Below are 26,029 nucleotides of genomic sequence, written 5' to 3'. Positions count from 1 at the left end.
TAAGGGAACTCAACTATTTTTTCGAGAAGTGCGATCGGTTTCTATTCTTTAATCACAAACAAGTAGACTCCTCTATAAATTAATATTCAATTTGGTAGAGTAGGCTACTAAAATTACTACAATAGATAATCCTGTAGTAAGAAGAGATCGTCCATAGAACCTTTCTAGGATGTAATTAGCTGCATAATCAAATTGCCAGGTTTGAAATAAAGTGGAGTCTAGTCATGGCAGAGAAAAGTAAGCGCGGATTTGCCTCAATGGATAAAGAGAAGCAAAGAGAAATTGCTAGCAAAGGTGGGAAAGCTGCCCATGAAAAGGGTACTGCCCACGAATTTACCCCAGAAGAGGCTAGAGAAGCTGGACGTAAGGGCGGCGAAACCGTCAGCAAAGACCGCCAACACATGGCTGAAATTGGTCGTAAGGGCGGTGAAGCTGTGAGTGAAGACCGGGAACATATGTCTGAGATTGGAAGCAAGGGTGGTAAAAATAGCCATAAAAATAATAAGTAGTTCGATCGCCCTTGACATCTAACCCGGCAAAACGGGTGCGCCCATATCGGTTTTCGTGGTGGATTTTGCTATAGATAGCTAAGAAGGAAGTACTGCAAAGGCTCCAGATTAGTATGTAGCAAAATTTATGTAATCTTAAGTTGCTAGTTATCAGTATGGTGGTGGTTTGAAATTGGTAGTAGATATAGTTAGTATAATTCCTACTATCCATTACCTACTACCTACTATCTACTTTAATCTTATAACTAGCAACTTGATTCCGATCGCCTACCAGAATCGATCGCTCAACCCCAAAAAAAAGCGCCTGAAGATACAGGCGCTTTCAACCAGGGGGTGGAAAACTGAAATATTAAATAATTTACTTGCCTAACCCAAAGCGTCAGCACCAGCCACAACTTCTAAGAGTTCTTGGGTAATAGCTGCTTGTCGTGCCTTATTGTATGACAGAGTTAAAGTCCCAATCAACTCACTAGCATTATCGCTGGCATTGTTCATTGCTGTCATTCTAGCAGCCAGTTCGCTTGCAGCTGATTCTTGTAATGCTCGCAACAATTGGTTATTTAAATACAACGGTAACAAAGCATCAAGAATTTGTACTGGATCTTGCTCGAAGATCATATCTCTGGGAAAGGAGCGAACTTCGGTTGTTACCTTGTTGCGCTCCACCAGAAGTTGACCACCTCTAGTAGTGAGACGGAAAACTTCATCATCTGAGGGTTCCAAACCTTGAGGATCGAGGGGTAACAAAGTTTGAATTACAGGACGGGAACTAATTAGCGAGACAAACTTGGTGTAAACCAGTTCTACTCGATCGACACTTTCCGACAAAAATAGAGACAGGAGTTCGTCTGCGATCGCTGATGCTTCTGCTGCTGTGGGAACTTGTTCTAAACCTGAGAAGGTAGCATCAATTGGTTGTTCGCGGCGTTGGAAATACTGAATCGCTTTCCGTCCCACCAGAACAAATTTATAATCCAATCCTTCTGCTTTCAGTTCCTTAGCACGAGTTTCTGCCCGCTTAATTACGTTATTGTTATAACCACCACACAGACCACGATCGCCTGTCACCACTAACAACCCGACAGAACGAACTTGGCGTTGTTTGAGTAGGGGTAAATTAGCTTCTTCAAAACGTAACCGGGACTGCAAACCGTAGAGAACCTGAGCTAAAGCATCAGCAAAGGGACGGGTGGCGATAACTTGTTCTTGGGCACGACGCACCTTAGCTGCTGCTACTAGGCGCATCGCTTCGGTGATTTTTTTGGTGTTTTTAACCGACTTAATCCGATCGCGAATTGCTTTTAAATTAGCCATAATTTTTCCAAAGAAGGGGTTAGGGGTTAGGGGTTAGGGGTTAGGGAAATAATTGGGTGTTAGGGGAATAGTTTTAAGTTATGAGTTTTGAATCAATAACTTAAAACTTAAAACTCACAACTCATAACTCCCGAAGGGGAATTGTCTTTCTCCCTATCCCCTATCACCTGACCCCTAACCCCTAACCCCTAATTCTTGACAAATTACTTAGCCATTGCGAAGAAGTTCTTTTTGAAGTCTACGATCGCTTCCTTAAGCAAACCTTCTGCTTCCTCACCCAACTTCTTCTCACTGCGGATCAATTCGATATACTTCGGCTTGCTGGTTTTTAAGTATTCCCGCAGTCCCGCAGTGAAAGCAGTCACCTTTTCTACTGGGACATCATCTAAGTACCCATTCAAACCTGAGTACACTATAGCCACCTGTTCTGCAACAGAGAGCGGCGAATATTGAGGTTGCTTCAGTAATTCCCGCAAGCGTTGACCTCTGGCTAACTGGTCTTGAGTCGCTTTATCCAAATCAGAAGCGAACTGAGCGAAAGCTGCCAAATCATCAAACTGAGCCAGTTCCAGCTTCAGTTTACCTGCAACTTGTTTCATTGCCTTGGTTTGTGCTGCCGAACCTACGCGAGATACGGAGATCCCAGGGTTAATCGCTGGACGAATACCAGAGTTAAACAAGTTAGTGGTCAAGAAGATCTGACCGTCGGTAATCGAAATTACGTTAGTCGGAATGTAAGCAGATACGTCACCCGCTTGAGTTTCGATGATTGGTAAAGCTGTCATGCTACCGCCACCCAATTCATCGTTCAATTTAGCGGCGCGTTCCAACAACCGAGAGTGGAGGTAGAATACATCTCCGGGATAAGCTTCCCGTCCTGGTGGACGACGCAGCAGCAAGGACATTTGGCGATAAGCTGCCGCTTGCTTGGAGAGGTCATCATAAATTACCAGGGTGTGTCTGTTTTTGTACATGAAGTACTCAGCCATACTTGCACCCGCATAAGGAGCCAAGTATTGTAAGGTAGCGGGGTCACTAGCGTTAGCTGCAACGACAATGGTGTAATTCATTGCGCCGCCATCTTGTAGTTTTTGCACTACGTTAGCAACGGTGGAAGCTTTTTGTCCGATCGCTACATAAACGCAAACCACATTCTCTTCTTTTTGGTTGAGGATGGTATCGATGGCGATCGCAGTTTTTCCAGTTTGACGGTCGCCAATAATTAACTCCCGTTGTCCCCGACCTACAGGAATCATCGCATCGATCGCCGTAATCCCAGTTTGCAGCGGTTCGCAAACCGATTTCCGGGCTACAATACCGGGTGCTGGAGATTCAATCAAACGGAATTCAGTATTTCCCAAATCTCCCTTACCATCGATCGGACGACCCAGCGCATCTACAACTCTACCAATCAGAGACTCACCTACAGGCACCTGAGCAATTTTACCTGTAGCTTTAACCGTACTACCTTCTTGGATTTCTAAACCTTCGCCCATCAATACCGCACCCACGTTGTCCTGTTCCAAGTTCAACGCGATCCCAATCGTGCCATCTTCAAACTCTAACAGTTCGCCAGCCATGACCTTATCCAAGCCATAGATCCGAGCGATCCCGTCTCCTACTTGCAATACTGTCCCAACGTTAGTAACATCAACTGTTTGGTCGTATTGCTCAATTTGCTGCCGAATAATGCTGCTAATTTCGTCTGGTCTGATGCTGATCATGGAAGTTTTATTTGTTAGTTGTTACTTTGTCAGTTAAAAACGAGTGGATAGTTTTTAGTGGATAGTTTTTCACTTTTCACTAATTAGTGGATAGTTTTTCACTTTTCACTAATTAGTGGATAGTTTTTCACTTTTCACTAACCACTAATTAGCTACTCAGGCGCAGAGAAATGCGACGTAGTTGACCGCGCAAACTCGCATCAAACACCTGAGAACCAACTTTGATGATTACTCCACCGATGAGGTCGCGATCGACTTTCGTTGCCAGTTCCACCTCTTGTTTACCTGTTAAGGATTTTACCTTTTCCCGAACCGAGTGTTTTTGGTCTTCGTTCAATTCCACCGCTGAAGTAACCTCAGCCAAAACAGTTTGATTGAGTTCTCTCAACCGACTTAAATACTCGTTTGCGATTGCTTCTAAAAACAGAATCCGTTTTTTATCTATCAAAAGCATCAAAAAATTCATCATCAAAGGATGAACTTGATCGCGGATAATTTGGCGGATTACTTCCTTTCTTTTCGCAACTGGAACTAAAGGATCGCTAAAGAATTTTTGCAATTCCGGCGAACTTTTTACCAGTTCAATTAAACCTCGCGCATCTTCACCAAACTTTTCTGTCAAGTTCTGACTTTGCGCCACCGACATCATTGCTTCTGCATAAGGTTCTGCTATTACTTCACCAAAGTTTCCTTTCATTGGTTGCCTCCTAGCAGAGCAATGCTGTTATTAACTAATTGTTGTTGAGCGGATTCATCCAAAACAGAATTTAGCTGAGATTCTACCCTTTGAATTGCTAACGCCGATACTCTTTGCCGTAATTCTGCTAACACTCTTTCTGTTTCGGTGTTCAAATCTTCGTTAGCTTTTTTCCGCAAATTTTCTTCTTCCTTAGCAGCTTGAGCGAGGATAGATTCTTTCGCTGCTTGAGCCGTTGCTTCAGCTTCTTTTCTAATTCGTTCTGCTTCCGCTTGCGCCTGAGCCAACTTTTGCTGTTGATCTGCTAATGCTTCAGCTGCTTGGCGTTGGCGAGTTTCCGCTTCGGCGATCGTTTCTAAAATTCCTTTCTTTCTTTCCGTCAGGATATTAGTAACGATGTTCCGCCCTAAATAAAATAAAACTCCAATCAGAATAGCTAGGTTAATCAGGTTGGTTTCTAATAAATTCAAATTCAGCCCAAAACCCCCCGATTCCGCTGCTTCCGATGAAGCTCCTGTAGCCAGTAATAAGAAAGTCTCCATGATACCCATTGACTATTGATAGCGGCTCAGTTTCCCATACATTCACTTTCTACTTAGCAGCCCATTTCTGACACTAAGTAAAGCTTCATTTCAGCAAAACCAAAAAGTAATTGCTCTATCTATTTACCAGACTTGGCCCCAAAAGCTTTTCTAGAATTTGGCGCGAGAGAGCATCTACTTCCTGTTCCAAAGAACTCATTGCAGCTTGTTTTTGCTCGTCTATTTCTTTCCGAGTTTGCTCTAATCGAGCTTGTACTTCTGCAACAGCCTCAGCATTTTTCTGAGCAGCGATTTTCTTGGCATCTTCTTGAGCAGCGGCAATTACACTTTGAGCTTCCCGACGGGCTACAGCTAACTGTTCCTCATACTGCTTTGCTAGTGCTTCTGCCTTAGCCAAACGTTCGCGTGCTTCAGCCTCATTGGTGCGGATATATTCAGAGCGATCGTCTATTGCCCTAGACAAAGGCTTATAGAAAACCGCATTCAACACCGCCGCCAGCAGCAAAAACTGCACTGCCATTAAAGGCAAAGTAGCGTCGAAATCAAACATTTTTTACAGTTTCAAAAACTAATTGGAAGCAAAATAAATTCTGGACAAAATCGCTAACTTTGGGTATGGAGGAATTTCAAATTCTAGCTGGCAGATGGCAAATATAATTATACTTTGTCCATCCTACATCTGAAATTTGCATTCTCCATTACCCCTCTCTGTTCGGCGTTACTTTGCTTAAGCGAATGGGTTAGCAAACAATAACACCAAAGAAATAACTAGACCGTAAATGGTCAGAGATTCCATGAACGCGAGAGTTAACAGCAAAGTACCGCGAATCTTGCCTTCAGCCTCTGGCTGACGAGCAATACCTTCTACAGCTTGTCCAGAAGCGTTACCTTGACCGATACCAGGGCCGATCGCAGCTAAACCAACAGCTAAAGCAGCAGCCAATACAGAAGCAGCAGAAACCAATGGATCCATGATGTTTTTACTTACCTTATCTACACAACAAACAAATCGGATTTTGGACTTTTGAGCTAGGATCAGAAATTTACTTCCTTGATGCCTGATTCTCTCTTCCTACTCAACCTACCATTAAATGAGGACTTAACCATGCTCCTCATGTTCTTCTCCACCATGACCTTCCATAGCCTCATGGATATATGCCGCCGCCAGGGTAGCAAATACCAAAGCTTGGATAGCGCTGGTAAACAAACCTAACGCCATAATTGGCAAAGGTACAAACAGAGGCACCAGTAGCACCAACACCCCAACTACGAGTTCATCCGCCAAAATGTTTCCAAATAGACGGAAGCTCAGGGAAAGTGGTTTGGTGAAATCTTCTAAAATCGCAATGGGTAATAGGATTGGTGTCGGTTCGATATATTTCCTAAAGTACCCTAATCCTCGTTTGCTAAATCCTGCGTAAAAGTATGCCAAGGAAGTTAGCAATGCCAAGGCTACAGTCGTGTTAATGTCGTTAGTCGGTGCGGCTAATTCACCTTCTGGAAGTTTAATTAATCTCCAGGGAATTAATGCTCCTGACCAATTAGACACGAAGATAAACAAAAACAGTGTGCCAATAAAGGGCACCCAAGGGCGGTATTCTTTTTCACCAAGTTGGTTTTTTGCCAGTCCTTGAATAAATTCCAGAACATATTCCATAAAATTCTGCATACCGCTGGGAATTCTCTGGATGCTCTTAGTAGCTAGGAATGAGGCTACCAATAGGAGGGCAATAACGAACCAAGAGGTGAGAAATACTTGCCCGTGTAGTTTTAAGTTGCCCACTTGCCAGTAGAAATGATGACCCACTTCTAAGCTAGCCAGGTGCGTAAAAGTTAAGTAATTGAAGTCACTGAGCATTTTTACCTTCAGGAAACTTTCCCCGAAATTTAGCTTTTGAACTCTCTACCCAGCTTTGCCTATGCTTATCTAGGATCGGACGGCATGAGAGATCGCACCATCTGGTATAAGAGTGCAACTTTGTATGTCAGGAATCCCAAAAATATCGGGAGAACCTGTAGCTGACTCAATTGAGTTGCTAGTATAATCAACCCAATAAATAGGGCAAACCGAGACTTGCTCAGACGGCGATTTTGCTGACCAAGTTGTTCAACATTTCTAGCCAACATTCTCAAGTAAACCACACCTGTGCACGCCCCAAGCAAATAATTTAGCGCTGTGTTCAGGTTGTAGAAAATCCAAACTGAGACGAAAACGATCGCTGTTGTCGTCAGGGTGACTACGTATAGTTCTTTTTGCAGGTTATAGTATTCCTGCATTGATTCTCTGGGTCTTTGTTCCTGTGAATCAGGTTGAGAATTATCCGTAGCTATCGCTACAGTGGTGGATTCATGAGATGAGTCTGTCAAGGTATCGGAACTCGCAAATCGGTTCTATAATTTGACTTTGGCTTTGTTGTAGCCAGTTGCAATCATACCATGCAGGAAGTAACAATACTTAAAGAAAAATGATCTTTCTGTTTTAGGGGTTAGGGGTTAGGGGTTAGGGGTTAGGGAGGTGGGGGGGTGGGGAGGTGGGGGGGTGGGGAGGTAGGGGGATGGGGGGAGTGAGAGAGTTTTGAGTTAAACTTCCCCATCTCCCCATCTCCCCATCTCCCCATCTCCCCATTTCCCCCGCTATGGTAACAGGGTGAAGATTTCTTGGGCTGCTCGATCGCACACTCTACCCTCTTCCCCTAAAGCTTGACGCATTTGCTGATAATCAGTTAAAACTTGGGAACGTTTGGCAGGATTTAATAAATTTAGGGCTTCTTGGACAATATTTTCTGCTGTTGCTTGTTCTTGGAGTAATTCGGGTACGATCGCTTTCATCAACGCCAAGTTTGGCGGTGACATGAAGGGAATGGAAAATTTTAAGAGATTTTTGGCGATCCAGGCAGTAATCGGGTTAACGCGATAGATTACAACTTGAGGAACTTCTAAAAGGGCTATTTCTAGATTTACTGTCCCAGATTTGGTAATTGCTAAGTCAGCTGCGGCGATCGCTTCGATATTTTTATCAGCTATCAAAGTAGCTTTTATGTTATAATTTTGAATCGCTTTTTCAATGGATTCGCGGAATGCTTCCAAGGAAAGGGGTATTAAGAATTTGACTTCAGGAAGTTTGGATTGCAGGGTTTTCGCAGCTGCCAACATTACTGGTAAAACATATTTAAGTTCTTGTCGTCTGGAAGCTGGAACTAAGGTAATTACTGTTTCTTCGGGCGCAATTCCCAAACTAGCACGGGCAGCAGAACGAGTGGGAGCATTAGTCATTTTATCTAGTAAAGGATGACCTACCCAAGTTACTTTTGCGCCTTTTTCTCGGAAAAAACGAGCTTCTTCCGGGAAAATTGCCAATATTAGGTCAGAATTTTTGATAATTTGATTAGTGTTGCGATCGCTCAATGACCAAACCCAAACTTGTGGTGCTATGTAGTACACGATTGGCACATTTGTCAAGTGCGATCGAATAAAACTACCGATAGCCAGATTTGGCCCCATATAATCGATTAAAATTACCAAATCTGGCTTATTTTGCCGTAAATATTGTTTAGCACAATTTTGAATTTGTAGAGTTGGCAAAATGTAGGGTAATGATTCCAGAATACCCACAGACCCAATTTTGGTGGTATCGTCCAACAATTTAGCACCAGCTTGAGCCATGAGGGAACCACCTAAAGCAACTATTTCTAACGCCTGTCCCAAATTTTGAGCTTGACGCTTCAGTGAATTAATTAATAACGCCCCTTGTAAGTCGCCAGAAACTTCACCAGTTGAAATAAAAATCCGCATAGTCATTTGGTCATTTGTCCTTTGTCATTTGTCACTTGCCTTTTGTCATTCGTTAAACTTTTGACCAATAACTAATGACCGATAACTAATGACATGATTGACTAATTATCCTCATCATTTATAGCATGAGATTTGCCAGGAATTAGTCCTCGACGTTTTGGTAATTGGCTCAGTTGCAAAAAGTTGTATAAATGATCGATATGCGGGTTATTGTTTAATCCTTCCAACTGTTCGAGAGCTTGATTTAAAGTAAATCCAGAGCGATATAACAGACGGAAAGCTTTTTTCATATCTGCTAAATCACTGCTAGTAAAACCTGCTCTTTTTAACCCGACTAAATTAAGAGTTCTCACTCTTGAAGGATTACCTTCTACTAGCATAAAGGGTGGCACATCGCGATCGATCCGACTCATTCCGCCCACCATTGCCAAACGTCCCACATGAACGAATTGATGGATACCCAAAACTCCACCAATTACCGCTTTTGATTCAATATGAACATGACCTGCTAAAGCTACAGCATTGGCAATTACCACTGAGTCTTCAATTACGCAGTTGTGAGCTACGTGAACGTAAGCCATCAATAAGTTATCATTACCGATTTCAGTAGCTTCTCCGGCGTTAGTGGCGCGGTTAATCGTGACATACTCGCGAATTTTGTTACCGTTGCCAATTTTGACCCAACTAGCCGAGCCATCATATTTTAGGTCTTGGGGTTCGAGACCGATCGCCGCCCCTGGAAAAATCTCATTACGTTCGCCAATTTCCGTTGGCCCCTCAATCACGACATGAGGGCCAATAACCGTTCCTGCACCGACTTTAACCTTATCCCCAATTACAGCATAAGCTCCAATTTGAACTGTAGGATGAAGTTCGGCATCAGAATGAACGACAGCAGTGGGATGGATTAAAGTAGTCATCATCAAAGTTTTGAGTTCTTAGCTTCGTTTTTCAAGTTGGGGTAACTAGGGGTTAGGGGAGGAATCTTGAGTTTTGAGTTTTGAATTTTGAGTTTTGAATTGAATTTATAACTTAAAACTCAAAACTCAAAACTTAAAACTCGAAACTCCCCCACCCATCCCCTAAAAAGGAGCCGCACTGCACTAGTCCACCAAAGAAAACATTAACTCACCTTCACAGGCGAGTTGACTATCTACTTGGGCAATGCAGCGCATTTTCGCAAAGCGACGACGTTTGACGCTCAGTAGTTCCACAGTCATTATTAATTGATCCCCTGGTACTACAGGACGACGAAAGCGCACTCCATCAATAGCAGCAAAAACAAATAAACTGCGTTCCATTTCAGGTAACTGAGTGAGAACTACGCCACCGACTTGCGCCATTGCTTCGACAATTAAAACTCCCGGCATAAGAGGTCTTCCGGGAAAATGCCCTTGAAAAAACGGTTCATTAACTGTGACATTTTTAATGCCTACAGCCTTTTCTCCGGGTACATAATCAATGATGCGATCGACTAATAAAAAAGGATAACGATGGGGCAGCAAATTTTGAATTTCTTCAATTGTAAAAACTTTTTTGCTGACGGTAGAAGACTCGATATCTGTTGATTCAGAACTTTGAGAATTGGATGTACTTGCTTCGATTACGGACATGAGCAGAGCGATTGTAGATTTTAGATTGGTGATTTATCTTGGGGAAAGTGTTAGGTTTTGAGTTCTAAGTTTTAAGTTTTGAGTTTTAAGTTTTAAGTTATAAATTCAATTCAAAACTCAAAATTCAAAATTCAAAACTCAAGATTCCTCCCCTCCTCTCTGTGCTTGTAACAACTTAGCGAGTTGGATATGTAGGTTGTGACTGGCTTTGTAGGCGATGTAATGAGCGATCGGGATATTTCCCAACAAACTCAAATCCCCTACTAAGTCTAAAATTTTATGACGTACTGGTTCATTTGCAAATCGTAAAGGTGGATTAATCCAACCGTCATGGTCACAAACTAGAGCATTTTCCAAAGAACCACCTTTGATTAAACCTTTAGCCCGTAACTCTTCAACTTGGGATGCTAAACCAAAAGTGCGTGCGGGTGCGATCGCTTCTGTAAAACTTTCCTGACTTGGACACCAACTGTACCATTGATTCCCGATCGCCGGAACCGCAAAATCGATTCCATAAGTAAACCGTAATTCCGGCGCAGGTATGGCACAGACAAAAGCATCACCGTGATAAACGGATAGGGGACTGGGGAATAGGGACTGGGGACTCGGAGAGTCTTGAGCTTGTAGGGGCAACTCATGAATTGCTCCTGCGCCTAATCTTGTTCCTGCGATCGCTTTTACCCAAACTTGAGCCGAGCCATCCAACAGCGGTACTTCTGGCCCATCAATTTCAATTCTCGCATCATGAACGCCCATTGCCGTTAAAGCCGCTAATAGGTGTTCCACAGTGCGAACTGATTGGGCATTTTCCCCCAGTTGAGTAGAAAGCAGAGTTTGAGTCACAACTTCCAACTTAGCGGGAATAATTGGTTGTTCCGGCAAATCAACCCTAACAAAATAGCGACCTTCACCAGCTAATGCTGGTAAAACCCGCACTTTGGTAGCGATCCCGCTATGGAGTCCTACGCCGGAAAGTTCAAAACTGTTTGCTAGAGTTTGTGTCATTGGTAGGGGTTAGGGGTTGGGGAGGTGGGGAGATGGGGGGATGGGGGGATAGAGAGAGATCTAGATCTAAACTCCCCCCACCTCCCTACCTCCCCACCTCCCCACCTCCCCATCTCCTCATCTCCTCATCCAAATTAGAACCTTTCGCCGATACCGAACTGAAAGCGGCTATTACCTTCATCGTTGAAACCATAGTCAATCCGAATTGGGCCTAGAGGTGATTGGATGCGAACACCAATACCGTAACCGTAGCCAGTACCGGGTTTGTTACGGATTTCGGCGGGTCTTCCGGGGACATCTCCAGCTGTACCCAGGTCTGTACCAAAATCGAAGAAGAGTACGCCACCGACAATTGAGAATACTGGGAAGCGATATTCTGCTGTAGCTTGAACGTAACTGCGACCGCTACCCAAATCGCCTTCATCGTAACCGCGTACAGAGTTTACGCCACCCAAGGAGAAGGCTTCATAAGGAGGCAAATCTCCGAAAATAGTTCCGCCTTGGATGTTGAAAGCGAGTGCTTGTGGGCCTTGGGCAAAGTTAGTGAATCTGACTGGGATGAAGTAGCTGTAGCTACCGCGCACTCTGGTTAAGAGGATGCTACCTTGACCTATAGGCACAGATTGTTCTAGACCGACGCGGAAGATAGAACCTTTGGTGGTACGAAGTGGGTTGTTGCGTCGATCGCGCACTGCCCCCACTTGCACTGTCACCAAATCATCTGTCCCCGACCCGCTAAAGCTGAGGTTATTGCCAAGCTCATCTCTAGGACTGAGGTCGCCATCACTGTCACGGATAGAAATATTTTGATACTGCAATCCCAAGGAAGCTACCCATTCTGAATCTGCTAGGGGATTACGAGACAAAGGACGAGTAAAGGTGACACCGCCGCCCAGTCGGAGGATTCTAGGTGTGTCGCCGTTTGGTAGGTCAATATCTCGATCGCCACCGTCAAAAATTAGGGAGATCGATCGTCTGCGGAACAAGTTAACAGTATAAGAAGTCCGGTAAGGGTCGCCAGCAATCCAAGGGTCAGTAAAGCGGACATCAAAGAGAAATTCCCTTTGACCTAACTGCACTTCCAAACCAACTTTTTGGTTTCTACCAAACAAATTTTGCTGTTGATAGCTTGCTGTACCAAATAAACCCGCTGCGGAACTGAAACCTGCCCCAGCTGCTATAGAACCGCTATTTCTTTCCCTAACATTCACCTGTACTGTTACCCTTCGCGGGTCTTGACCAGGATTCAATGATAATTTCACATCATCAAATAAACCCAAACCAAACACTCGCTGTAAATCCCGTTGAATTTCATTCCGGTTAAACACCCCACCAGGCTTAGTTGCTAATTCACGGGTAATGATATATGGCTTGGTGTTGCCCCTAATTGGTTGACCTTGAGGATCGGTAGTTTCACCTTCTCTATTCAAGAACTGCACGCTTATACTTTCCACAACCCCTTCCGCTACTTCCAGCGTTACCACACCTTCCGGGGAAACTCTCGTATCTACTACCTGAGCTAAAACGTAACCTCTATCCCGATACCACTGCTCGAGCTGCCTGATACCTGCTTGCAAGTCCCGGAAATTCAGAATTTCGTTGTACTGTTCCCGGAAAGTTCGCTCTACTATATCTTTCGGCAATACTTGGCTATCCTCGACCTGCACGGAACGCAACACTGGGTTAGGTTCCACCACGAATGTTACCCGCACACCCAAAGGGGTATCAGTAGGTTCGGCTCTCACTCTAGAAAAATAACCAGTAGCAAAAATTGCATTAATGTCTTCTTGTAACTGTGATTTAGTAGTCGTCCTTCCCGGACGGGTGCGGATGGCATCATAAACAATGTCTAGCAGTTTTCCTTGGGTACCTGTAACCAATACTTCCGCCACTAATACGCGGGGTTCTCCTTCTGCTGAAGGCACAGGTTCGGCTGGAGGTTTAGTCTCTCTTGGTACAGAAGGAGGCGCATTTTGTTCGAGCGTGGGTAACGAGGGAGGAGCAGATGGTTGATTGGGTGTTTGTGGTTCAGTCGTTTGACCTTCAGCCGGGGGGGTATTTGTCTCTGGGACTGAGGGTGTAGTCGGTTCTGATGGTGCTTGTACAATTAGCGGATTAAGATTAGGGGAAAAATCGGAAATATGGTTTAAGGAATAAACAGCGCTCTGCTGTACGGGCAATTGATGAATTGTCCCTTCTCTATCTTTCGGTAAGTAATGGGTAAGAGGTTCAGGCGACAGAATGGTTGCCGGAAAAACATTATTGATTGAGATTTGTCGATTTACAGCATCAGCAGGCGCAATTTTTTCATTTAGTAAATTAATCCTGTTGGTCTTAGTCATCTGGAAATCCGGGTGGTTAATATGTCCCAGTGTTTCCTGCTGGAATGCTGATGGAGAAGCGCCGTCAAGAGCGCTGGGCAAATGAGCAGTTATTTCTAATTCATTTAGATTTTTGATTGCTGTTGCGGAGTTGTTTTCCGATCGCAAATTGGCGCTTTCGGCGCTGGTTTGCCCGGAAGCTGGATTTGAGTTACCTAGTGTGACCCAAGCAACAGCTACTACCAAGACTGGAGATAAACGCATTTTGTTTTTGTTATTTACCACTTCCACACACCGTAGTTATGGAGAGTTTTCTAGTCTACAGCCTTAAAGCCAATTTCAGTGTTAGCTTCTGACTGAAGACCCCCAACGAGGGGACTCTTCACTATTAAAGTATTCGATCCAACACAATATCACCTGTTTAGGCAATACTTAATTATCTGCCTTGTTGGGATCATGTGTCGAATTTAGCAATTTGGCAAGAGTTTTGTAGGGGCAATTCATGAATTGCCCCGGAGCGAGTTTTTTCGGCGTATCTGCTTTTAAGTGCTAGTTTGAGCTAGAACTCTTTCTAGGACTTGTTGATAGGCGTTTTCTACGTTGCCTAAGTCACGTCGGAAGCGGTCTTTGTCCATGACTCGTTTTTCGGAGTCGGTTTCTGACTGGTTCCACAGGCGACAGGTGTCGGGGCTGATTTCGTCAGCTAGGAGGATTTGTTGGGTTTCATCGAGTCCAAATTCTAGTTTGAAGTCTACTAGGGTGATGCCACATTGGTTGAAGAATTGAGTAAGAATTCGGTTAACTTCTAGGGAGAGACTTCGCAGTTGTTCGATTTGTTCCGGTGTGGCTATTTCCATGACTAATATGCGATCGCTAGTCAGCAACGGATCGCCTAATGCGTCGTTTTTATAATAAAATTCCACCAAGGGATTAGGTAAAATTTTTCCTTCTGGTAATCCGGTTTGTTTACAAAGACTACCAGCTGCAATATTTCTTACTACTACTTCTAAAGGCACTATTTGCACCCGACGTACTAACATTTGGTCTGGGTCTATTTGTTCGATAAAATGGGTACGAATTCCCGCTTGCTCTAAAAGTTTAAATAAATGTGTGGAAATGGTGCAGTTAATTTGTCCTTTTCCTGCAATTTGACCCCGTTTTTGAGCATTAAAAGCTGTTGCGTCATCTTTATAATGAGCTAACAAAACTTCTGGGTTGTCAGTTGTATAAATAATTTTTGCTTTGCCTTCGTAAAGTTTTTGGTTCATTGTAATTTGCTCTTGCCTAATTATGGTGAAAAACCCTGGTTGAGGGAATTTTGAGTTTTAATATATTTTCCCCTTGTCCCTTCGTTAGTTATGAGTTTTAAGTTTTAAGTTTTGAATTAATAACTTAAAACTCATAACTCACCCTTGTCTCCTACTTAGTTGTCATTTCATGAACACCATCCCATTCTTTTGCGGGAGGTTGATTAAGATACATATTGGCTCTTTCGAGATGAATGTTGAGTGCTGGGTCAAGGGGGTGAATTTTTTGGGCGATTTCAAATTTGGCAATTGCTTGCGAAAATCTCCGATCGAGAAATGCTTGTCTACCTAAGTTGTAATAATATAGAAATTCTTGGGTTTCTTCATCTAGAGTTTGAGAGCGATCGCTAATCAATCGATAAATTTTCACCGCTTCTTGTTTGCCCTTAACGCGAATTTTATCTAACTCCTGTACCCAAATATGTTGATGACATAAGTTATAAGTAAACTCGCTTAAAATAATATCGCATCGATACTCTTTAGTCACGCCTTCTAACCGGGAACTTAAATTAACTCCATCGCCAATCACTGTATAATCCATGCGTTTATGCGAGCCAATATTTCCTGACACTACTTCTCCTGAACTAATCCCAATCCCAATAGCTATTATTGGTTGGTTTTTGGCTCTCCGTTGCTGATTAAATTTTGCTAGACGCTGGCGCATATCTAAAGCTGTTTGCACAGCTTTCCAAGCATGATCTTGTAATGATAATGGCGCACCAAATACAGCCATTAAAGCATCTCCAATAAATTTATCGAGCGTACCTTCATGGTCAAAAACTGCTTCTACCATTGTTTCAAAATATTGATTTAGCAGCGATACTACTTCCCCTGCACCTAAGTTTTCTGTAATGGTTGTATAGCCGCGAATATCAGAAAATAAAATTGTAACTTCTTTTCTTTCTCCTATCATTAATGTATCTTCTGCTTGCGCCATGACTCGTTCTGCGACTCCGGGAGTCATGTAACGGTACATGGCATTTTTCATTCTTTTTTGTTGGGAAATATCTTCTAAAACTACTAACCCACCTCGTACCTCTCCGTCTGGATTTGTCAGAGGTTTAACTGAGAGATTTGCACTCCGTTCGATACGTCTTACTTTGTCTTTGTGAATTTGGTAAGGAAGTAGTTCTTCGCTAGTTTCTTGATTATTTTCTCTGATTGATTCTGTTTCATTCCAAGGAATATAGTATTCGGGGTTTGTGCGATCGAGAATTGCCAAAACACATTTGCATCCAGCTATTTCCTGACTATTTTGGTTAGCTGTTTCGGTAAATTTATCTTGGGTATTCTCACTAGAATAATTATCTTTAATCAATAAACCTACTGTCAAACTTTGTTCGGGAACATAGTGATTTGCACCATTTTTCAAACTATCTTCTAACCTAAATTGTAAATTTTCTATAGGCACTACTTCCCAGATTAATCGACCCATTAATTTTTGTTCCCAGCTAGATTTATGCAATTTGTCATTATTCTGTTGTACCGGGCAACCTAACAATACTAAAGCGGCATCATTAATAGTAACAATTCTTCCTAACATATCAGTAGAAATTACTGCATCGGATAGACTTTGCAGAATATCTTTTTGATATTGCTTTTCTAGTAATACGCTTTCAAATAGTTTGGCATTTTCTAAAGCTATTCCAGCTTGAATATTAAAGGCTCGCATAAACTCTTCATCAGAAGAGGTAAAACTACCTTGATGTTTATTAATTAGTTGAGTTACGCCTATTAAAGTACCTGCTGAATTATAAACTGGCAAACAGAGAATATTTTTGGTACGGTAGCCTGTGCGCTGGTCGGTAGTAGGGTCAAAACGAGGGTCTTTGTAAGCGTCAGGAATGTTTAAAGGTTGACCTGTGGAAGCCACATAACCAGCAATTCCTCTATTCGCAGGAATGCGAATTTCCAACATGGTTTTACCGTCGGCGGCGGCTACTTTTGTCCAAAGTTCGTTAGTTTCTCTGAGTAATAAAAATAGTGTACTGCGATCGGCCTGCATCAAAATCCGGGCTTGTTCCATTACCGACTTTAAAGTAGCTTCCAAGTCGAGGCTTTGACCTAAAATTTGCGTCGCTTTCAATAAAGCATTGGCACCACGTTGATTTCGTCCCGCTTGATAAAATAACTGACAACTTTCCAGAATTACGCCGATATCATCAACAAATCTTTGAAACTCCTGTTCATCTTCTTCATTAAAACGTTGCTCCCCAGCTTTATTAGTTAGCTGAATCACAGCTACAACCTGCCCTTTACTACTTTTTACGGGCATACAAAGAATATCACGAGTATGATAACCAAATTGTTTATCTAAGTCAGGATTAAACAAGGGATGGCTATAAGCATCAGGGACAATTAAAGATTTTTCCGTGTTCGCTACATGACCTGGAATACCTGAATTTAGAGGGAGACGAACTTCTAAAGGTTTGTCACTATTTGCCTGGGATATTTTTGACCACAAATAGCCTTTGGCGTTATCAACTAAGAAAATGGTAATGTGTTCTGCTTGCAGAACTTGACCCATTTTCATGGTAATAACTTCCAAAATATCTTCCAGCATAGTTTCCAGAGCTTCATTGTTAATTAATTCAATAGCTCTGAGAAATTGCTGAAATTCGGCGGTGATGAAGTCGAGAAGACAAATAAATTCCTTAACGGAAATGTTTCTGACTCGCTCAAGCAGAGCTTTAACACGATGCTGCTGAGTTAGCTGGGTTAACGTGGTTAAGACGCTACCAGTGTTGGGAAATGTCATACTCATGAGGTTTTACAGGGTGAAGCTTCTAGTTAATGAAGCTTTTTTCCTTTTTGATAAAGGAATATGAAAGTTACAGGTGATGGAATGCAGAGGGTCTAAAGGTTAAAGTTGGTGGGCTTTTTCCTAATGATTTTTGACTCTGCTGTTCTCCCATGCTATTTGTTTTACCCTGACCCCTAGCCTAGCTGACCTACTTCGACAAGAAAGTAGATGACCTAATACGAATGTATCTGCATTAATCGGTGAGTTACAAGTGTTTTAATCACAAGTGAAGCTGATATGGAAAAAGTTAAATAAATGGCTGTATCAGCAAGCGGGACTTGGGTGAGTAAGGGAACAGGGAACAGGGAATCAAATTTCTGTCACCTCTTGTCAGACTTGCTTTGGTAGCCAAATAAATTTAGCTTCTTCATAGAGTATGACAAATTCCTGAGAGGAGTATTAAACGGCTTTGGGTAAGGAGGAGAAGGCTAGGTTTTGATAGTAACGCTGTAGTTGTTTGGTGGCAGCTGCCCAACCCCATTTTTCGGCTTCTTTCCGGGCGTTTTGACGGAGGATTTCTCTTTCTTCTTGATGGGCTAGTAGGCGAATGGTGGCGTTGATAGCACCTTGTTCGTCTTTCGGGTCGAAGAGGTAGCCGTTTTCGCCGTCGGTGACGATATCGGGGATGCCACCGGAACGGGCGGCGACAACGGGACAGCCTGCTGCCATTGCTTCGAGGAGGACTAAGCCTAGTGTTTCGGTGCGGGAGGGGAAGATGAAGGCATCGGCACAGGCGTAGGCGGAGGCGAGTTCTCTGCCGCGCAGGTAGCCGACGAAGTGGGTATTTGTTCCGGCGAAGTGTTTTTCGAGGGCTTCGCGGTTGGGGCCATCTCCGACTAGGGCGAGGCGTGCGTGGGGAATTGCTTTTAGGATGGGTTTGATGCGTTCGATTTCTTTTTCTGCGCCTAAGCGTCCGATGTAGAGGAGGAGGGGGCTTTGGGGGTGTCCTTGGCTGAGGTGCGATCGCATTTCCTCAGTAGCTGTGTCAGGATGAAATAATTCGGTGTCTACTCCTCTTTGCCAGAGGTCTACTCGTTCGATGCCGTGTTCTCTTAATTCTTGTACCATTGCGGTGGAGGTACAAAGGTTTAATTCGGCTTGGTTGTGGGCGGATTTTAATAGTTCCCACAATACTCCTTCTAACATTCCTAATCCGTAATGTTGTAGGTATTGGGGTAGGTGGGTGTGATATGAGGCGACGATGGGAATTTTTAAGGTTTTGGCATAAAATATGCCGCCTAGTCCTAAGACTGCGGGGTTAACTACGTGAATAATATCTGGTTGAAATTCTTCTAATGCTTTGCCGATCGCAGGTCGGGGCAATGCTAATTTTAGTTCTGGGTACATGGGTAATGGTAGGCCAGAAACTCCGTAAACTTTGGCTCCTTTATATTCAGTAATGCCGTAATCTGGAGAGAAAATTAATACTCGATCTCCGCTACGTTGTAGATGGTCAACGGTGTGGCAAAGGCGAGTTACAATGCCGTCAATTTTGGGCAAAAAGGTTTCTGTAAATAAGGCAATTCGCATATTTGGTCATTGGTCGTTGGTCGTTGGTCACTGGTCATTGGTCATAAGTGATATTCGTGCATTCGTACCCCAAGGATTTTGGATAAATTGTTTCATTTATTAGTAACAAATGACGAATAACTAATGACCAATAACTGATGACAAAAGTTTACCGTCGCCAAGTTACTTTTGGTAGGATTTGGTTTTTATCGACTCGCTGTTTATACTTGATGGCAAAGTTTAATAGAGAGTCAAGTAAGGCATCGGAGAGGTAGTGTGGTTTTAATCCTAAGTCAAGTAGGTTGGTGTTTTTGGCGTTGAAGTAATGTTCTTCTTTTTCGATGCGGGGGTTGTCCAAGTTGTTGATTTCTACTTTTAATCCCAATGCTTTGCCAGCTTCTTTGACTTTTTGAGCTAGTTCGGCGACGTTAAATTGTTCGGTGAATTGGTTGAAGACGCGGAACTCGCCCGGTGCAGCTGGATTGGCGATCGCCAATTCTACACATTTTACTGTATCTCGAATGTCTAAAAATCCCCTGGTTTGACCACCTTTGCCGTAAACTGTCAGCGGGTGATCGATCGCTGCTTGGATGCAGAAGCGGTTGAGGGCGGTACCAAATACGCCGTCGTAGTCTAAACGGTTAATTAGCAGTTCGTCCATGCCTGTTTCGTCAGTTAGTACGCCGTAAACGACTCCCTGATTTAAGTCGGTGGCGCGTAATCCCCAAATCCGACAGGCGAAATGAATGTTGTGGCTATCATGCACTTTGGAGAGGTGATACATTGAGCCTGGTTGTTTGGGATAGGGCAAGGTATCTTTACGTCCGTTATGCTCGATCGTGATGTATCCTTCCTCAATGTCAATGTTGGGTGTACCATATTCACCCATTGTGCCTAATTTAACTAAATGACAATCAGGAAAATCTTCCTTCATGGCATAAAGGATGTTCAGCGTTCCTGTGACGTTGTTGACTTGTGTTAGGACTGCATGTTCGCGATCGATCATGGAAAACGGTGCGGAACGCTGTTCGCCGAAGTGAACGATCGCATCTGGTTGAAACCGATGCAATGCTTTGCTGAGAAAATTGTAATTTGTAATATCACCGATAAATAAATCGATGACTTTCCCTGTTTGATCGCGCCAACGTTCTATCCGTTGCTGAATGGGCGCGATCGGGGTTAAGGTTTCTACACATAATTCTAGATCCCAGTGTCGCCGCACTAAGCTATCTAGAATGCCAACTTGATGACCTTTGTTGGAAAGATAAAGCGCTGTTGCCCAACCACAATAACCATCGCCACCAATAACCAGAACTCTCATCTTAATTTTGTTAATCCTGTTTGCCGACACTCGCTAAATGTACCAGGTTTGTGTACCCTTTCAACCACCAAAGTAAATATTTGGGTCGAATCTAAGATAAGGGAGTGCTGTAGTAGCGATAATTTGAGAATTGGGATAATTTTTTTAAACTTTTACTTCGTCAGCGAAACTTGCCCAACGCACGAAGTAAAATGGGCCAGCAACGGAACCCCAAATATGTTCGTCGGTTTGGGGGTCGCGTCCGCGATCGAGACTGATAAACTTGTCTTGGTCGATCTGAAATTCGCTATCTAGGTAAGTAGTGTGACCTTTGCGAACTACAATGCAACCTTTCCCCGGTTCCACTCTGCCTTTAAAACTGTTATCAGTCCACTCTACAATCATGTTGCAGCCTGGTAATTTCTCCAAATTGTCAATTTTGAGGTTTTCTAGTCGTTTCAAGTCACGGGAAGCGCCGTAAAATTGAGTTTCTGATTTGAGGGTATAATTTTCGATTTCGATGCGATCGTCTTTAGGAACTAATTTCAGCACTCGCACTCGGTAAGGGTCGTTAAGTGCGTAATCATAAGCTTGTTCGACAAACAAACTGACCCCAGAAAGAAATTCTACGGGCAAAGGACGCATACAAACGCGAATATGGGCGTAAAACGGCGGATTTTCAAATGCTTGTTCTTGGTTACTAAAGTCTGCTGCCATCCAGCGAGCTAAGGTGGTAATGTCGGTAGAATGGGTCATGGTTAATTAAACTGGTTTATAATTTCCAACTATTTTAAAGCAGAAGGCTTTTTTGTTCTCATTCCCGTTGGGCATAATACCAATTCCGGGTTAGCTGCGATCGTGCTACTGTGATTTGAGCAACATTAATAAGTTTTAGTGCCACTAAATTTTAGAAAGATTTAATTTTTAAATCTATGGAGAGTTAAATTGCTCGATTCATCTGTATGGATTATTAATTAGTCAAATAAATATAAGTAATTGTTATTTTTAGAGGTCAAATAGTAGATTCTGACTGTTTACCCCTATACAAAATAATCTTAGTCATTGCAAATTCCAATGATTAATTTTCCACCTATAGAACATTAGCAATGTAAGTTAGTACTCAATACTTGTGGGACTGTCTTAAATCTTATGCAACTAGCGAATCGTGTAACATTTAATCACCTACGGGGTGATTTGTTTGGTGGGATCACGGCAGCGATCGTAGCTCTTCCAATGGCTCTTGCCTTCGGTGTTTCTTCTGGTGCAGGTGCGATCGCAGGTCTGTACGGAGCAGCTATTCTAGGTTTCTTTGCAGCACTGTTTGGTGGCACTCCCACCTTAATTTCTGGCCCCACTGGGCCGATGACTGTAGTCATGACAGCCATTGTTACCAGTATGACCGCCAAAAACCCAGAGAATGGGTTAGCAATGGCTTTTACAGTAGTCATGCTAGCAGGTATATTTCAAATCCTGTTTGGCATCTTAAAGCTAGGCAAATACATCACCTTAATGCCTTACACCGTAATCTCTGGATTCATGTCCGGGATTGGTGTAATCATGATAATTTTGCAAATCGGGCCATTTTTTGGACAAGCAAATCCAAAAGGTGGAATTATGCCTGTCTTCACTTCGATCCCGACTTTTATCTCAAACCTGAATCCAGCTGCAACGGCATTAGCAGCTTTAACATTAGCCCTGTTATTTCTCACTCCCAAAAAAATCCGTCGTTTAGTTCCCCCCCAACTATTAGCATTAGTCATCGGTACTGTAATTGCAGCAGTATTTCTCCAAAGTCCTGACTACAACCTCAAATTCATTGGTCAAATTCCAATGGGTTTACCAAAACTACAGTTACCAGCATTCACCGTTGAGCAAATGACCACCATGTTAGTTGATGGTGTAATGTTAGGGATGTTGGGCTGTATTGACTCTCTATTAACTTCAGTAATTGCTGATAGCATCACTCGCACTCAACACGACTCTGATAAAGAATTAGTCGGACAAGGAATTGGCAATTTATTATCAGGACTTTTCGGGGGTCTTCCTGGTGCTGGTGCAACAATGGGAACAGTTGTTAACATCCAAGCTGGTGGCACAACAGTCCTTTCCGGGATGCTTCATGCCGTAGTTTTGTTTGTCATCGTTCTTGGTGCTGGTGGATTAACTCAATTTATTCCCCAAGCTGTATTAGCAGGTATTCTGGTCAAAGTTGGAATTGATATTGTTGACTGGAATTTCTTAAAACGCGCCCATAAACTGTCTTTTAAAGCGGCAGCAATTATGTACGGTGTGTTATTACTCACTGTGTTTGTTGACTTAATTGTTGCTGTAGGTGTTGGCGTATTTGTTGCCAATATTCTGACAATTCAACGCTTGTCAGATATCCAATCTGATGAAGTGAAAGCAATTACTCATGCTGATGATGAAACACCTCTCAGTCATGAAGAAAAACTGTTGTTTAAAGAAGCTGGTGGAAAGATTCTGCTGTTACACTTAGGTGGGCCAATGAGCTTTGGTGCTGCTAAAGCGATTTCGCAACGCCAAGCAATCATGGAAGATTATAAAATCCTGATTTTGGATATTAGCGACGTACCAATTTTGGGTGTTACTGCTACTTTGGCATTGGAAAGTTTGATTGCAGAAGCGAAGCAAAAACACTTGGAAGTGTTCATTGTTGGTGGTACAGAAAAGGTCAGAACTAGATTAGAACGTTTCGGTATTTTAGACCGAGTACCAGCAAATAATTTAGCTTCTTCACGCTTGGAAGCATTGCATAATGCTGTAAGTTCATTAAACGGTGTAACTGGAGAAAGTTACGTAAATAATACTAATTACGTTGGTGTTAGCGAGGAAAATGATTCTACACCTTCTACGAGTGAAGGTAAACTCGATATCGATGGCACTTTAACCACAAAATAACAAAAACCAATGCTTTACAGATACCCGACTTCTTGAAGAAGTTGGGTATCTCTTGAATTACAACGAACCTTTGAGGCGAAATAAAAGAAGTTGGGTTATTTGTTCTTCTTTGAAGTTGTCGTCACTAACTAAAATTAAACTTTGAGTGCCATCAGGTAAACGAGGGCCAAAAGTCATTCCTTCTAAATTGTCTAATCTAATTCCTAATTTTTGCAAGTCTAAGGTTAATTGTTTTTTCACTGGTTGGACTGCTCTTGTTTCACCTTTTAAACTGGCGATGCGAGAGGTGTCGGTTGCTGCACCTGTGAAGAGTTGATATAGTTTTGCGCCGAAACCTGTTAAACCGAAAGATCTTTCTATACTTAGGAAATGTCCGCCTGGATCGATCGCTAACAACTCAGTCACTCCATGATACATTGCGCCTGGGGGATAGGGCGATAGGGGATAAAGATGTTCTGATAAAATAATTGGCGGACCATCACTAATTAGATAATGTAAAAAACGACTTTTAGTAATTTGGGGTTTTATATTACCTTGTTCGTCTTTTTGTGGTGGGTCTTTGTCTTGAATTAATGCTGATTCGGTGACTGTAAATAATCGAATTGGTTCGCCACTAGCTGGCAAAGATCCGGTAGGATTAAGTGTTAATGATTCAAAGGCTAAATTATCTTGTACTCCCCTTTGTTGTTGTTCGCCGTTAGTATCAGGAATATATCTTTGTGGCATTGGCAAATTTTGTTTTAATGCGCCAGTTTTTAAGTCGAATTCGCCAATAAATGGGGGAATAAGTTCGCGGGTAGAACCTTCGCTGGAAATAAATAAAGTTCCTTGAGGGGTGATGGCAATTCCTTCGGGATCGATGCTACCTTTGGGGTAGGTTTTACCTTCTTTGGTTTTGAGGAAGGTAACGTTTTCTATTTCTGCTTTTTGAATTTTACTGTTGTTTATGTTTAATTTTAAAGTGTAAAATCTGGCTGGTGCGAGGTTGCTGCGATCGTCCGAAACTGCATAAAAGCGATCGCGCTTTCGGTCATAAGTTATTCCCGATAATCCCCCAACTGTTGTATCCTGAAATTTCATCTTGGGTAATTGGTATTCACCCAAAAATTCTAAAGATAGGTCGAGAAATGTTCGTTGTTGAGCATTAACTCTTGGTAATGCACAAGATGATATGAAAGTCAATCCTATTAATGCTAAACTCAGAACTAAAATTCTGATGCTTTTGTTCACCAACGATCTCCTGTTTATCGATTATTATAACTAACAGCTTGAGTAATCGCTATTTCCGGTCTTCTTTATATTAGCTTGAGTGGATTTTAAATTATGAGCGATCGCCTGCAACAAAAAATTAGCAAATTTTATTTTTCGTTTGTTTGTGCTTTGGTTGGGATAATTTTGAGTTTTCCGGTTTATGCTCAAAGTAATAATGAGGAAGATCCAAACGTATTTCCTCCCGATCCTTTAGAGTTTAGAACTCTCGATCCGATGTTACCGCAATCGGCGCGAAATAAAAAACCTTTGACTGAGGAAGAAAGAATTCAATTACTACAATCATTAAATGAGTTAAATCAGCAAGCTACGGAGTTATTTCAAGCAGGTGATAAAGTCACTGCTTTTGCAGTTTGGTATCGAGAATTGCGCTTAACTAGGGTATTGGGATTATTACCAGAAGTGCAAGCTTTGGGAAGAGTAGGTGCGATCGCTTGGGAGCAAAATTCGCGAGAAGATATTCAATTTATTACTCGAAGATTGCAAGCAATTCAAACCGAAGCTACAGCCAAACTTCCTGTAAAATTAGAATTATGGAGTGCTTTAGCAACAGCTTACGAACAAGTAGGAGCACCTGATAAAGCAGTGGTAGCTTATGAACAAATTCTCCGCAATGCTAGAGAACAACAAAACAAAGATGAAATAACAGCAACATTGCTCAAAGTTGGGGAATTAAGTTTAAATTGGTTTGATTACCAAAAAGCTGCTGTTACTTATAATGAGTTGTTGAATTTAGCTAAAGAGCAAAATAATGGCGAACAACAAATCACTTACTTAAAAAGACTTGCTTATATTTACGAACAATTGAAACAACCGCTGCAATTTATTAACAGCAATCAACAGTTAATTGAACTTTACCAAAACCTGCAAAACTTTACCGAAATTCCCGATCTAAAATTAGCGATCGGCACTAAATTAGAATCCCTTGGACAAATTGAAGAAGCTGCTCAACAATACGAAGAAACTTACTCCTTTGCTTGGTCAATTCAGCAATATTCTAGTGCATCCGACGCGCTGAGAAAACTAGTAGCATTGCAACTTTCTCTAAAGCAAATAGACTTAGCATTAGAAACCAGTCAAGTACTTTTACAAAGCGATCAATTAGCTCACAATTCCTATGGAATGATGACTACTTATGACCAAATTGGTCAAATTTATTTAGAGCAGAAAAACTATTCTCAAGCACTTGCAGCTTTTGAAAAAGGACTGGCGATCGCCAAACAATTAAGTTATCGAGAACCTTACTTTACCAGACAAATTCAGGAAGTGAATAAACAGATTACAGGTCGATCGTAAAACTGATTTTTTGAAATAAGATCTGGTTTTGACCCAGATCCACTTTAACTTGATGCACCTTATTTTAAGATTTAACTGACAAAAAACACTCCACAATATTTGTATAGAT

The 26,029-nt window shown here is 42.3% G+C and carries 22 protein-coding genes; 3 read left to right on the top strand and 19 right to left on the bottom strand.

Features of this window, described 5'->3' with window-relative positions; genetic code table 11:
* Window positions 1–224: 224 nt before the first annotated feature.
* Window positions 225–509, top strand: a complete 285-nt coding sequence (locus ACE1CA_RS29320; protein WP_413281448.1) for a KGG domain-containing protein — start codon at window positions 225–227, stop codon at window positions 507–509.
* A gap of 366 nt (window positions 510–875) precedes the next feature.
* Here ACE1CA_RS29320 and ACE1CA_RS29315 read toward each other — a convergent pair whose 3' ends face one another.
* The 18 genes from ACE1CA_RS29315 to ACE1CA_RS29230 all read right to left on the bottom strand — a co-directional run bounded on the left by ACE1CA_RS29315 (window position 876) and on the right by ACE1CA_RS29230 (window position 21,192).
* Window positions 876–1,823: a F0F1 ATP synthase subunit gamma gene (locus tag ACE1CA_RS29315; protein WP_413281449.1), complete on the bottom strand. Its 948-nt coding sequence runs from the start codon at window positions 1,821–1,823 to the stop codon at window positions 876–878.
* A gap of 203 nt (window positions 1,824–2,026) precedes the next feature.
* A complete protein-coding gene (gene atpA / locus ACE1CA_RS29310; RefSeq protein WP_413281450.1) occupies window positions 2,027–3,547 on the bottom strand; it encodes a F0F1 ATP synthase subunit alpha in 1,521 nt (506 codons plus the stop codon).
* A 148-nt stretch (window positions 3,548–3,695) separates the two neighbouring features.
* On the bottom strand, window positions 3,696–4,244 hold the full coding sequence (atpH, locus tag ACE1CA_RS29305; RefSeq protein ID WP_413281451.1) for an ATP synthase F1 subunit delta: 549 nt from the start codon (window positions 4,242–4,244) through the stop codon (window positions 3,696–3,698).
* Complete coding sequence (locus tag ACE1CA_RS29300) at window positions 4,241–4,795, bottom strand: F0F1 ATP synthase subunit B (protein ID WP_459563719.1); 555 nt, start codon at window positions 4,793–4,795, stop codon at window positions 4,241–4,243. The genes atpH and ACE1CA_RS29300 overlap by 4 nt, the downstream gene beginning before the upstream one ends.
* A 106-nt stretch (window positions 4,796–4,901) precedes the next feature.
* Window positions 4,902–5,336: a F0F1 ATP synthase subunit B' gene (locus ACE1CA_RS29295; RefSeq protein WP_413281453.1), complete on the bottom strand. Its 435-nt coding sequence runs from the start codon at window positions 5,334–5,336 to the stop codon at window positions 4,902–4,904.
* A gap of 177 nt (window positions 5,337–5,513) precedes the next feature.
* Complete coding sequence (atpE, locus tag ACE1CA_RS29290; RefSeq protein WP_413264337.1) at window positions 5,514–5,759, bottom strand: ATP synthase F0 subunit C; 246 nt, start codon at window positions 5,757–5,759, stop codon at window positions 5,514–5,516.
* A 126-nt stretch (window positions 5,760–5,885) separates the two neighbouring features.
* Window positions 5,886–6,644, bottom strand: a complete 759-nt coding sequence (atpB, locus tag ACE1CA_RS29285; RefSeq protein WP_413281454.1) for a F0F1 ATP synthase subunit A — start codon at window positions 6,642–6,644, stop codon at window positions 5,886–5,888.
* 65 nt (window positions 6,645–6,709) lie between these two features.
* A complete protein-coding gene (locus ACE1CA_RS29280; protein ID WP_413281455.1) occupies window positions 6,710–7,153 on the bottom strand; it encodes an ATP synthase subunit I in 444 nt (147 codons plus the stop codon).
* 267 nt (window positions 7,154–7,420) lie between these two features.
* Window positions 7,421–8,578 (bottom strand): lipid-A-disaccharide synthase, encoded by a 1,158-nt coding sequence (gene lpxB / locus ACE1CA_RS29275; protein WP_413281458.1) that lies wholly within the window; start codon window positions 8,576–8,578, stop codon window positions 7,421–7,423.
* Window positions 8,579–8,679: 101 nt separating this feature from the next.
* A complete protein-coding gene (gene lpxA, locus ACE1CA_RS29270; RefSeq protein ID WP_413281459.1) occupies window positions 8,680–9,498 on the bottom strand; it encodes an acyl-ACP--UDP-N-acetylglucosamine O-acyltransferase in 819 nt (272 codons plus the stop codon).
* A gap of 183 nt (window positions 9,499–9,681) precedes the next feature.
* Window positions 9,682–10,191: a 3-hydroxyacyl-ACP dehydratase FabZ gene (gene fabZ, locus ACE1CA_RS29265; protein ID WP_413281456.1), complete on the bottom strand. Its 510-nt coding sequence runs from the start codon at window positions 10,189–10,191 to the stop codon at window positions 9,682–9,684.
* Window positions 10,192–10,329: 138 nt separating this feature from the next.
* Window positions 10,330–11,196 carry a UDP-3-O-acyl-N-acetylglucosamine deacetylase gene (gene lpxC, locus ACE1CA_RS29260; protein ID WP_413281457.1) on the bottom strand — a complete coding sequence of 289 codons (867 nt, stop codon included), beginning with the start codon at window positions 11,194–11,196 and terminating at the stop codon, window positions 10,330–10,332.
* A gap of 134 nt (window positions 11,197–11,330) precedes the next feature.
* On the bottom strand, window positions 11,331–13,781 hold the full coding sequence (locus ACE1CA_RS29255) for a BamA/TamA family outer membrane protein (protein ID WP_413281715.1): 2,451 nt from the start codon (window positions 13,779–13,781) through the stop codon (window positions 11,331–11,333).
* 278 nt (window positions 13,782–14,059) lie between these two features.
* Window positions 14,060–14,785 (bottom strand): phosphoribosylaminoimidazolesuccinocarboxamide synthase, encoded by a 726-nt coding sequence (gene purC / locus ACE1CA_RS29250; protein WP_413281716.1) that lies wholly within the window; start codon window positions 14,783–14,785, stop codon window positions 14,060–14,062.
* Window positions 14,786–14,936: 151 nt separating this feature from the next.
* Entirely contained in the window at window positions 14,937–17,582 is a 2,646-nt protein-coding gene (locus tag ACE1CA_RS29245; RefSeq protein ID WP_413281773.1) for a GAF domain-containing protein, read from the bottom strand.
* 444 nt (window positions 17,583–18,026) lie between these two features.
* Window positions 18,027–19,157, bottom strand: a complete 1,131-nt coding sequence (locus tag ACE1CA_RS29240; RefSeq protein ID WP_413281717.1) for a glycosyltransferase family 4 protein — start codon at window positions 19,155–19,157, stop codon at window positions 18,027–18,029.
* Between the two features lie 148 nt (window positions 19,158–19,305).
* Window positions 19,306–20,457, bottom strand: coding sequence for an NAD-dependent epimerase/dehydratase family protein (locus ACE1CA_RS29235; RefSeq protein WP_413281718.1), 1,152 nt, complete (start codon window positions 20,455–20,457; stop codon window positions 19,306–19,308).
* Between the two features lie 144 nt (window positions 20,458–20,601).
* The gene (locus ACE1CA_RS29230) at window positions 20,602–21,192 is read right to left on the bottom strand and encodes a chromophore lyase CpcT/CpeT (RefSeq protein ID WP_413281719.1); all 591 of its coding nucleotides are present in this window, start codon (window positions 21,190–21,192) and stop codon (window positions 20,602–20,604) included.
* 393 nt (window positions 21,193–21,585) lie between these two features.
* Between ACE1CA_RS29230 and ACE1CA_RS29225 the strand changes: the two genes are divergently transcribed.
* Entirely contained in the window at window positions 21,586–23,355 is a 1,770-nt protein-coding gene (locus ACE1CA_RS29225) for a SulP family inorganic anion transporter (protein ID WP_413281720.1), read from the top strand.
* 57 nt (window positions 23,356–23,412) lie between these two features.
* Here ACE1CA_RS29225 and ACE1CA_RS29220 read toward each other — a convergent pair whose 3' ends face one another.
* Entirely contained in the window at window positions 23,413–24,585 is a 1,173-nt protein-coding gene (locus ACE1CA_RS29220) for an esterase-like activity of phytase family protein (protein WP_413281721.1), read from the bottom strand.
* Between the two features lie 93 nt (window positions 24,586–24,678).
* On the opposite strand from ACE1CA_RS29220, the gene ACE1CA_RS29215 reads away from it, so the two are divergent.
* Complete coding sequence (locus ACE1CA_RS29215) at window positions 24,679–25,920, top strand: tetratricopeptide repeat protein (RefSeq protein ID WP_413281722.1); 1,242 nt, start codon at window positions 24,679–24,681, stop codon at window positions 25,918–25,920.
* Window positions 25,921–26,029: the final 109 nt, after the last annotated feature.

The sequence above is a fragment of the Floridaenema evergladense BLCC-F167 genome, from assembly GCF_041929205.2.
Lineage (GTDB): Bacteria > Cyanobacteriota > Cyanobacteriia > Cyanobacteriales > Aerosakkonemataceae > Floridanema > Floridanema evergladense.
Note: the sequence above shows the minus strand (reverse complement) of the source record. Positions and strands in the feature narration are given on the sequence as shown.

Coding starts and splice junctions, on each gene's coding strand:
- fabZ (WP_413281456.1), bottom strand. CDS start 10,191: ATGTCCGTAATCGAAGCAAGTACATCCAATTCTCAAAGTTCTGAATCA.
- ACE1CA_RS29235 (WP_413281718.1), bottom strand. CDS start 20,457: ATGAGAGTTCTGGTTATTGGTGGCGATGGTTATTGTGGTTGGGCAACA.
- lpxA (WP_413281459.1), bottom strand. CDS start 9,498: ATGACTACTTTAATCCATCCCACTGCTGTCGTTCATTCTGATGCCGAA.
- ACE1CA_RS29295 (WP_413281453.1), bottom strand. CDS start 5,336: ATGTTTGATTTCGACGCTACTTTGCCTTTAATGGCAGTGCAGTTTTTG.
- atpH (WP_413281451.1), bottom strand. CDS start 4,244: ATGAAAGGAAACTTTGGTGAAGTAATAGCAGAACCTTATGCAGAAGCA.
- atpE (WP_413264337.1), bottom strand. CDS start 5,759: ATGGATCCATTGGTTTCTGCTGCTTCTGTATTGGCTGCTGCTTTAGCT.
- atpA (WP_413281450.1), bottom strand. CDS start 3,547: ATGATCAGCATCAGACCAGACGAAATTAGCAGCATTATTCGGCAGCAA.
- ACE1CA_RS29315 (WP_413281449.1), bottom strand. CDS start 1,823: ATGGCTAATTTAAAAGCAATTCGCGATCGGATTAAGTCGGTTAAAAAC.
- atpB (WP_413281454.1), bottom strand. CDS start 6,644: ATGCTCAGTGACTTCAATTACTTAACTTTTACGCACCTGGCTAGCTTA.
- ACE1CA_RS29300 (WP_459563719.1), bottom strand. CDS start 4,795: ATGGGTATCATGGAGACTTTCTTATTACTGGCTACAGGAGCTTCATCG.
- purC (WP_413281716.1), bottom strand. CDS start 14,785: ATGAACCAAAAACTTTACGAAGGCAAAGCAAAAATTATTTATACAACT.
- ACE1CA_RS29255 (WP_413281715.1), bottom strand. CDS start 13,781: ATGCGTTTATCTCCAGTCTTGGTAGTAGCTGTTGCTTGGGTCACACTA.
- ACE1CA_RS29225 (WP_413281720.1), top strand. CDS start 21,586: ATGCAACTAGCGAATCGTGTAACATTTAATCACCTACGGGGTGATTTG.
- ACE1CA_RS29215 (WP_413281722.1), top strand. CDS start 24,679: ATGAGCGATCGCCTGCAACAAAAAATTAGCAAATTTTATTTTTCGTTT.
- lpxB (WP_413281458.1), bottom strand. CDS start 8,578: ATGCGGATTTTTATTTCAACTGGTGAAGTTTCTGGCGACTTACAAGGG.
- ACE1CA_RS29240 (WP_413281717.1), bottom strand. CDS start 19,157: ATGCGAATTGCCTTATTTACAGAAACCTTTTTGCCCAAAATTGACGGC.
- ACE1CA_RS29230 (WP_413281719.1), bottom strand. CDS start 21,192: ATGACCCATTCTACCGACATTACCACCTTAGCTCGCTGGATGGCAGCA.
- lpxC (WP_413281457.1), bottom strand. CDS start 11,196: ATGACACAAACTCTAGCAAACAGTTTTGAACTTTCCGGCGTAGGACTC.
- ACE1CA_RS29320 (WP_413281448.1), top strand. CDS start 225: ATGGCAGAGAAAAGTAAGCGCGGATTTGCCTCAATGGATAAAGAGAAG.
- ACE1CA_RS29245 (WP_413281773.1), bottom strand. CDS start 17,582: ATGACATTTCCCAACACTGGTAGCGTCTTAACCACGTTAACCCAGCTA.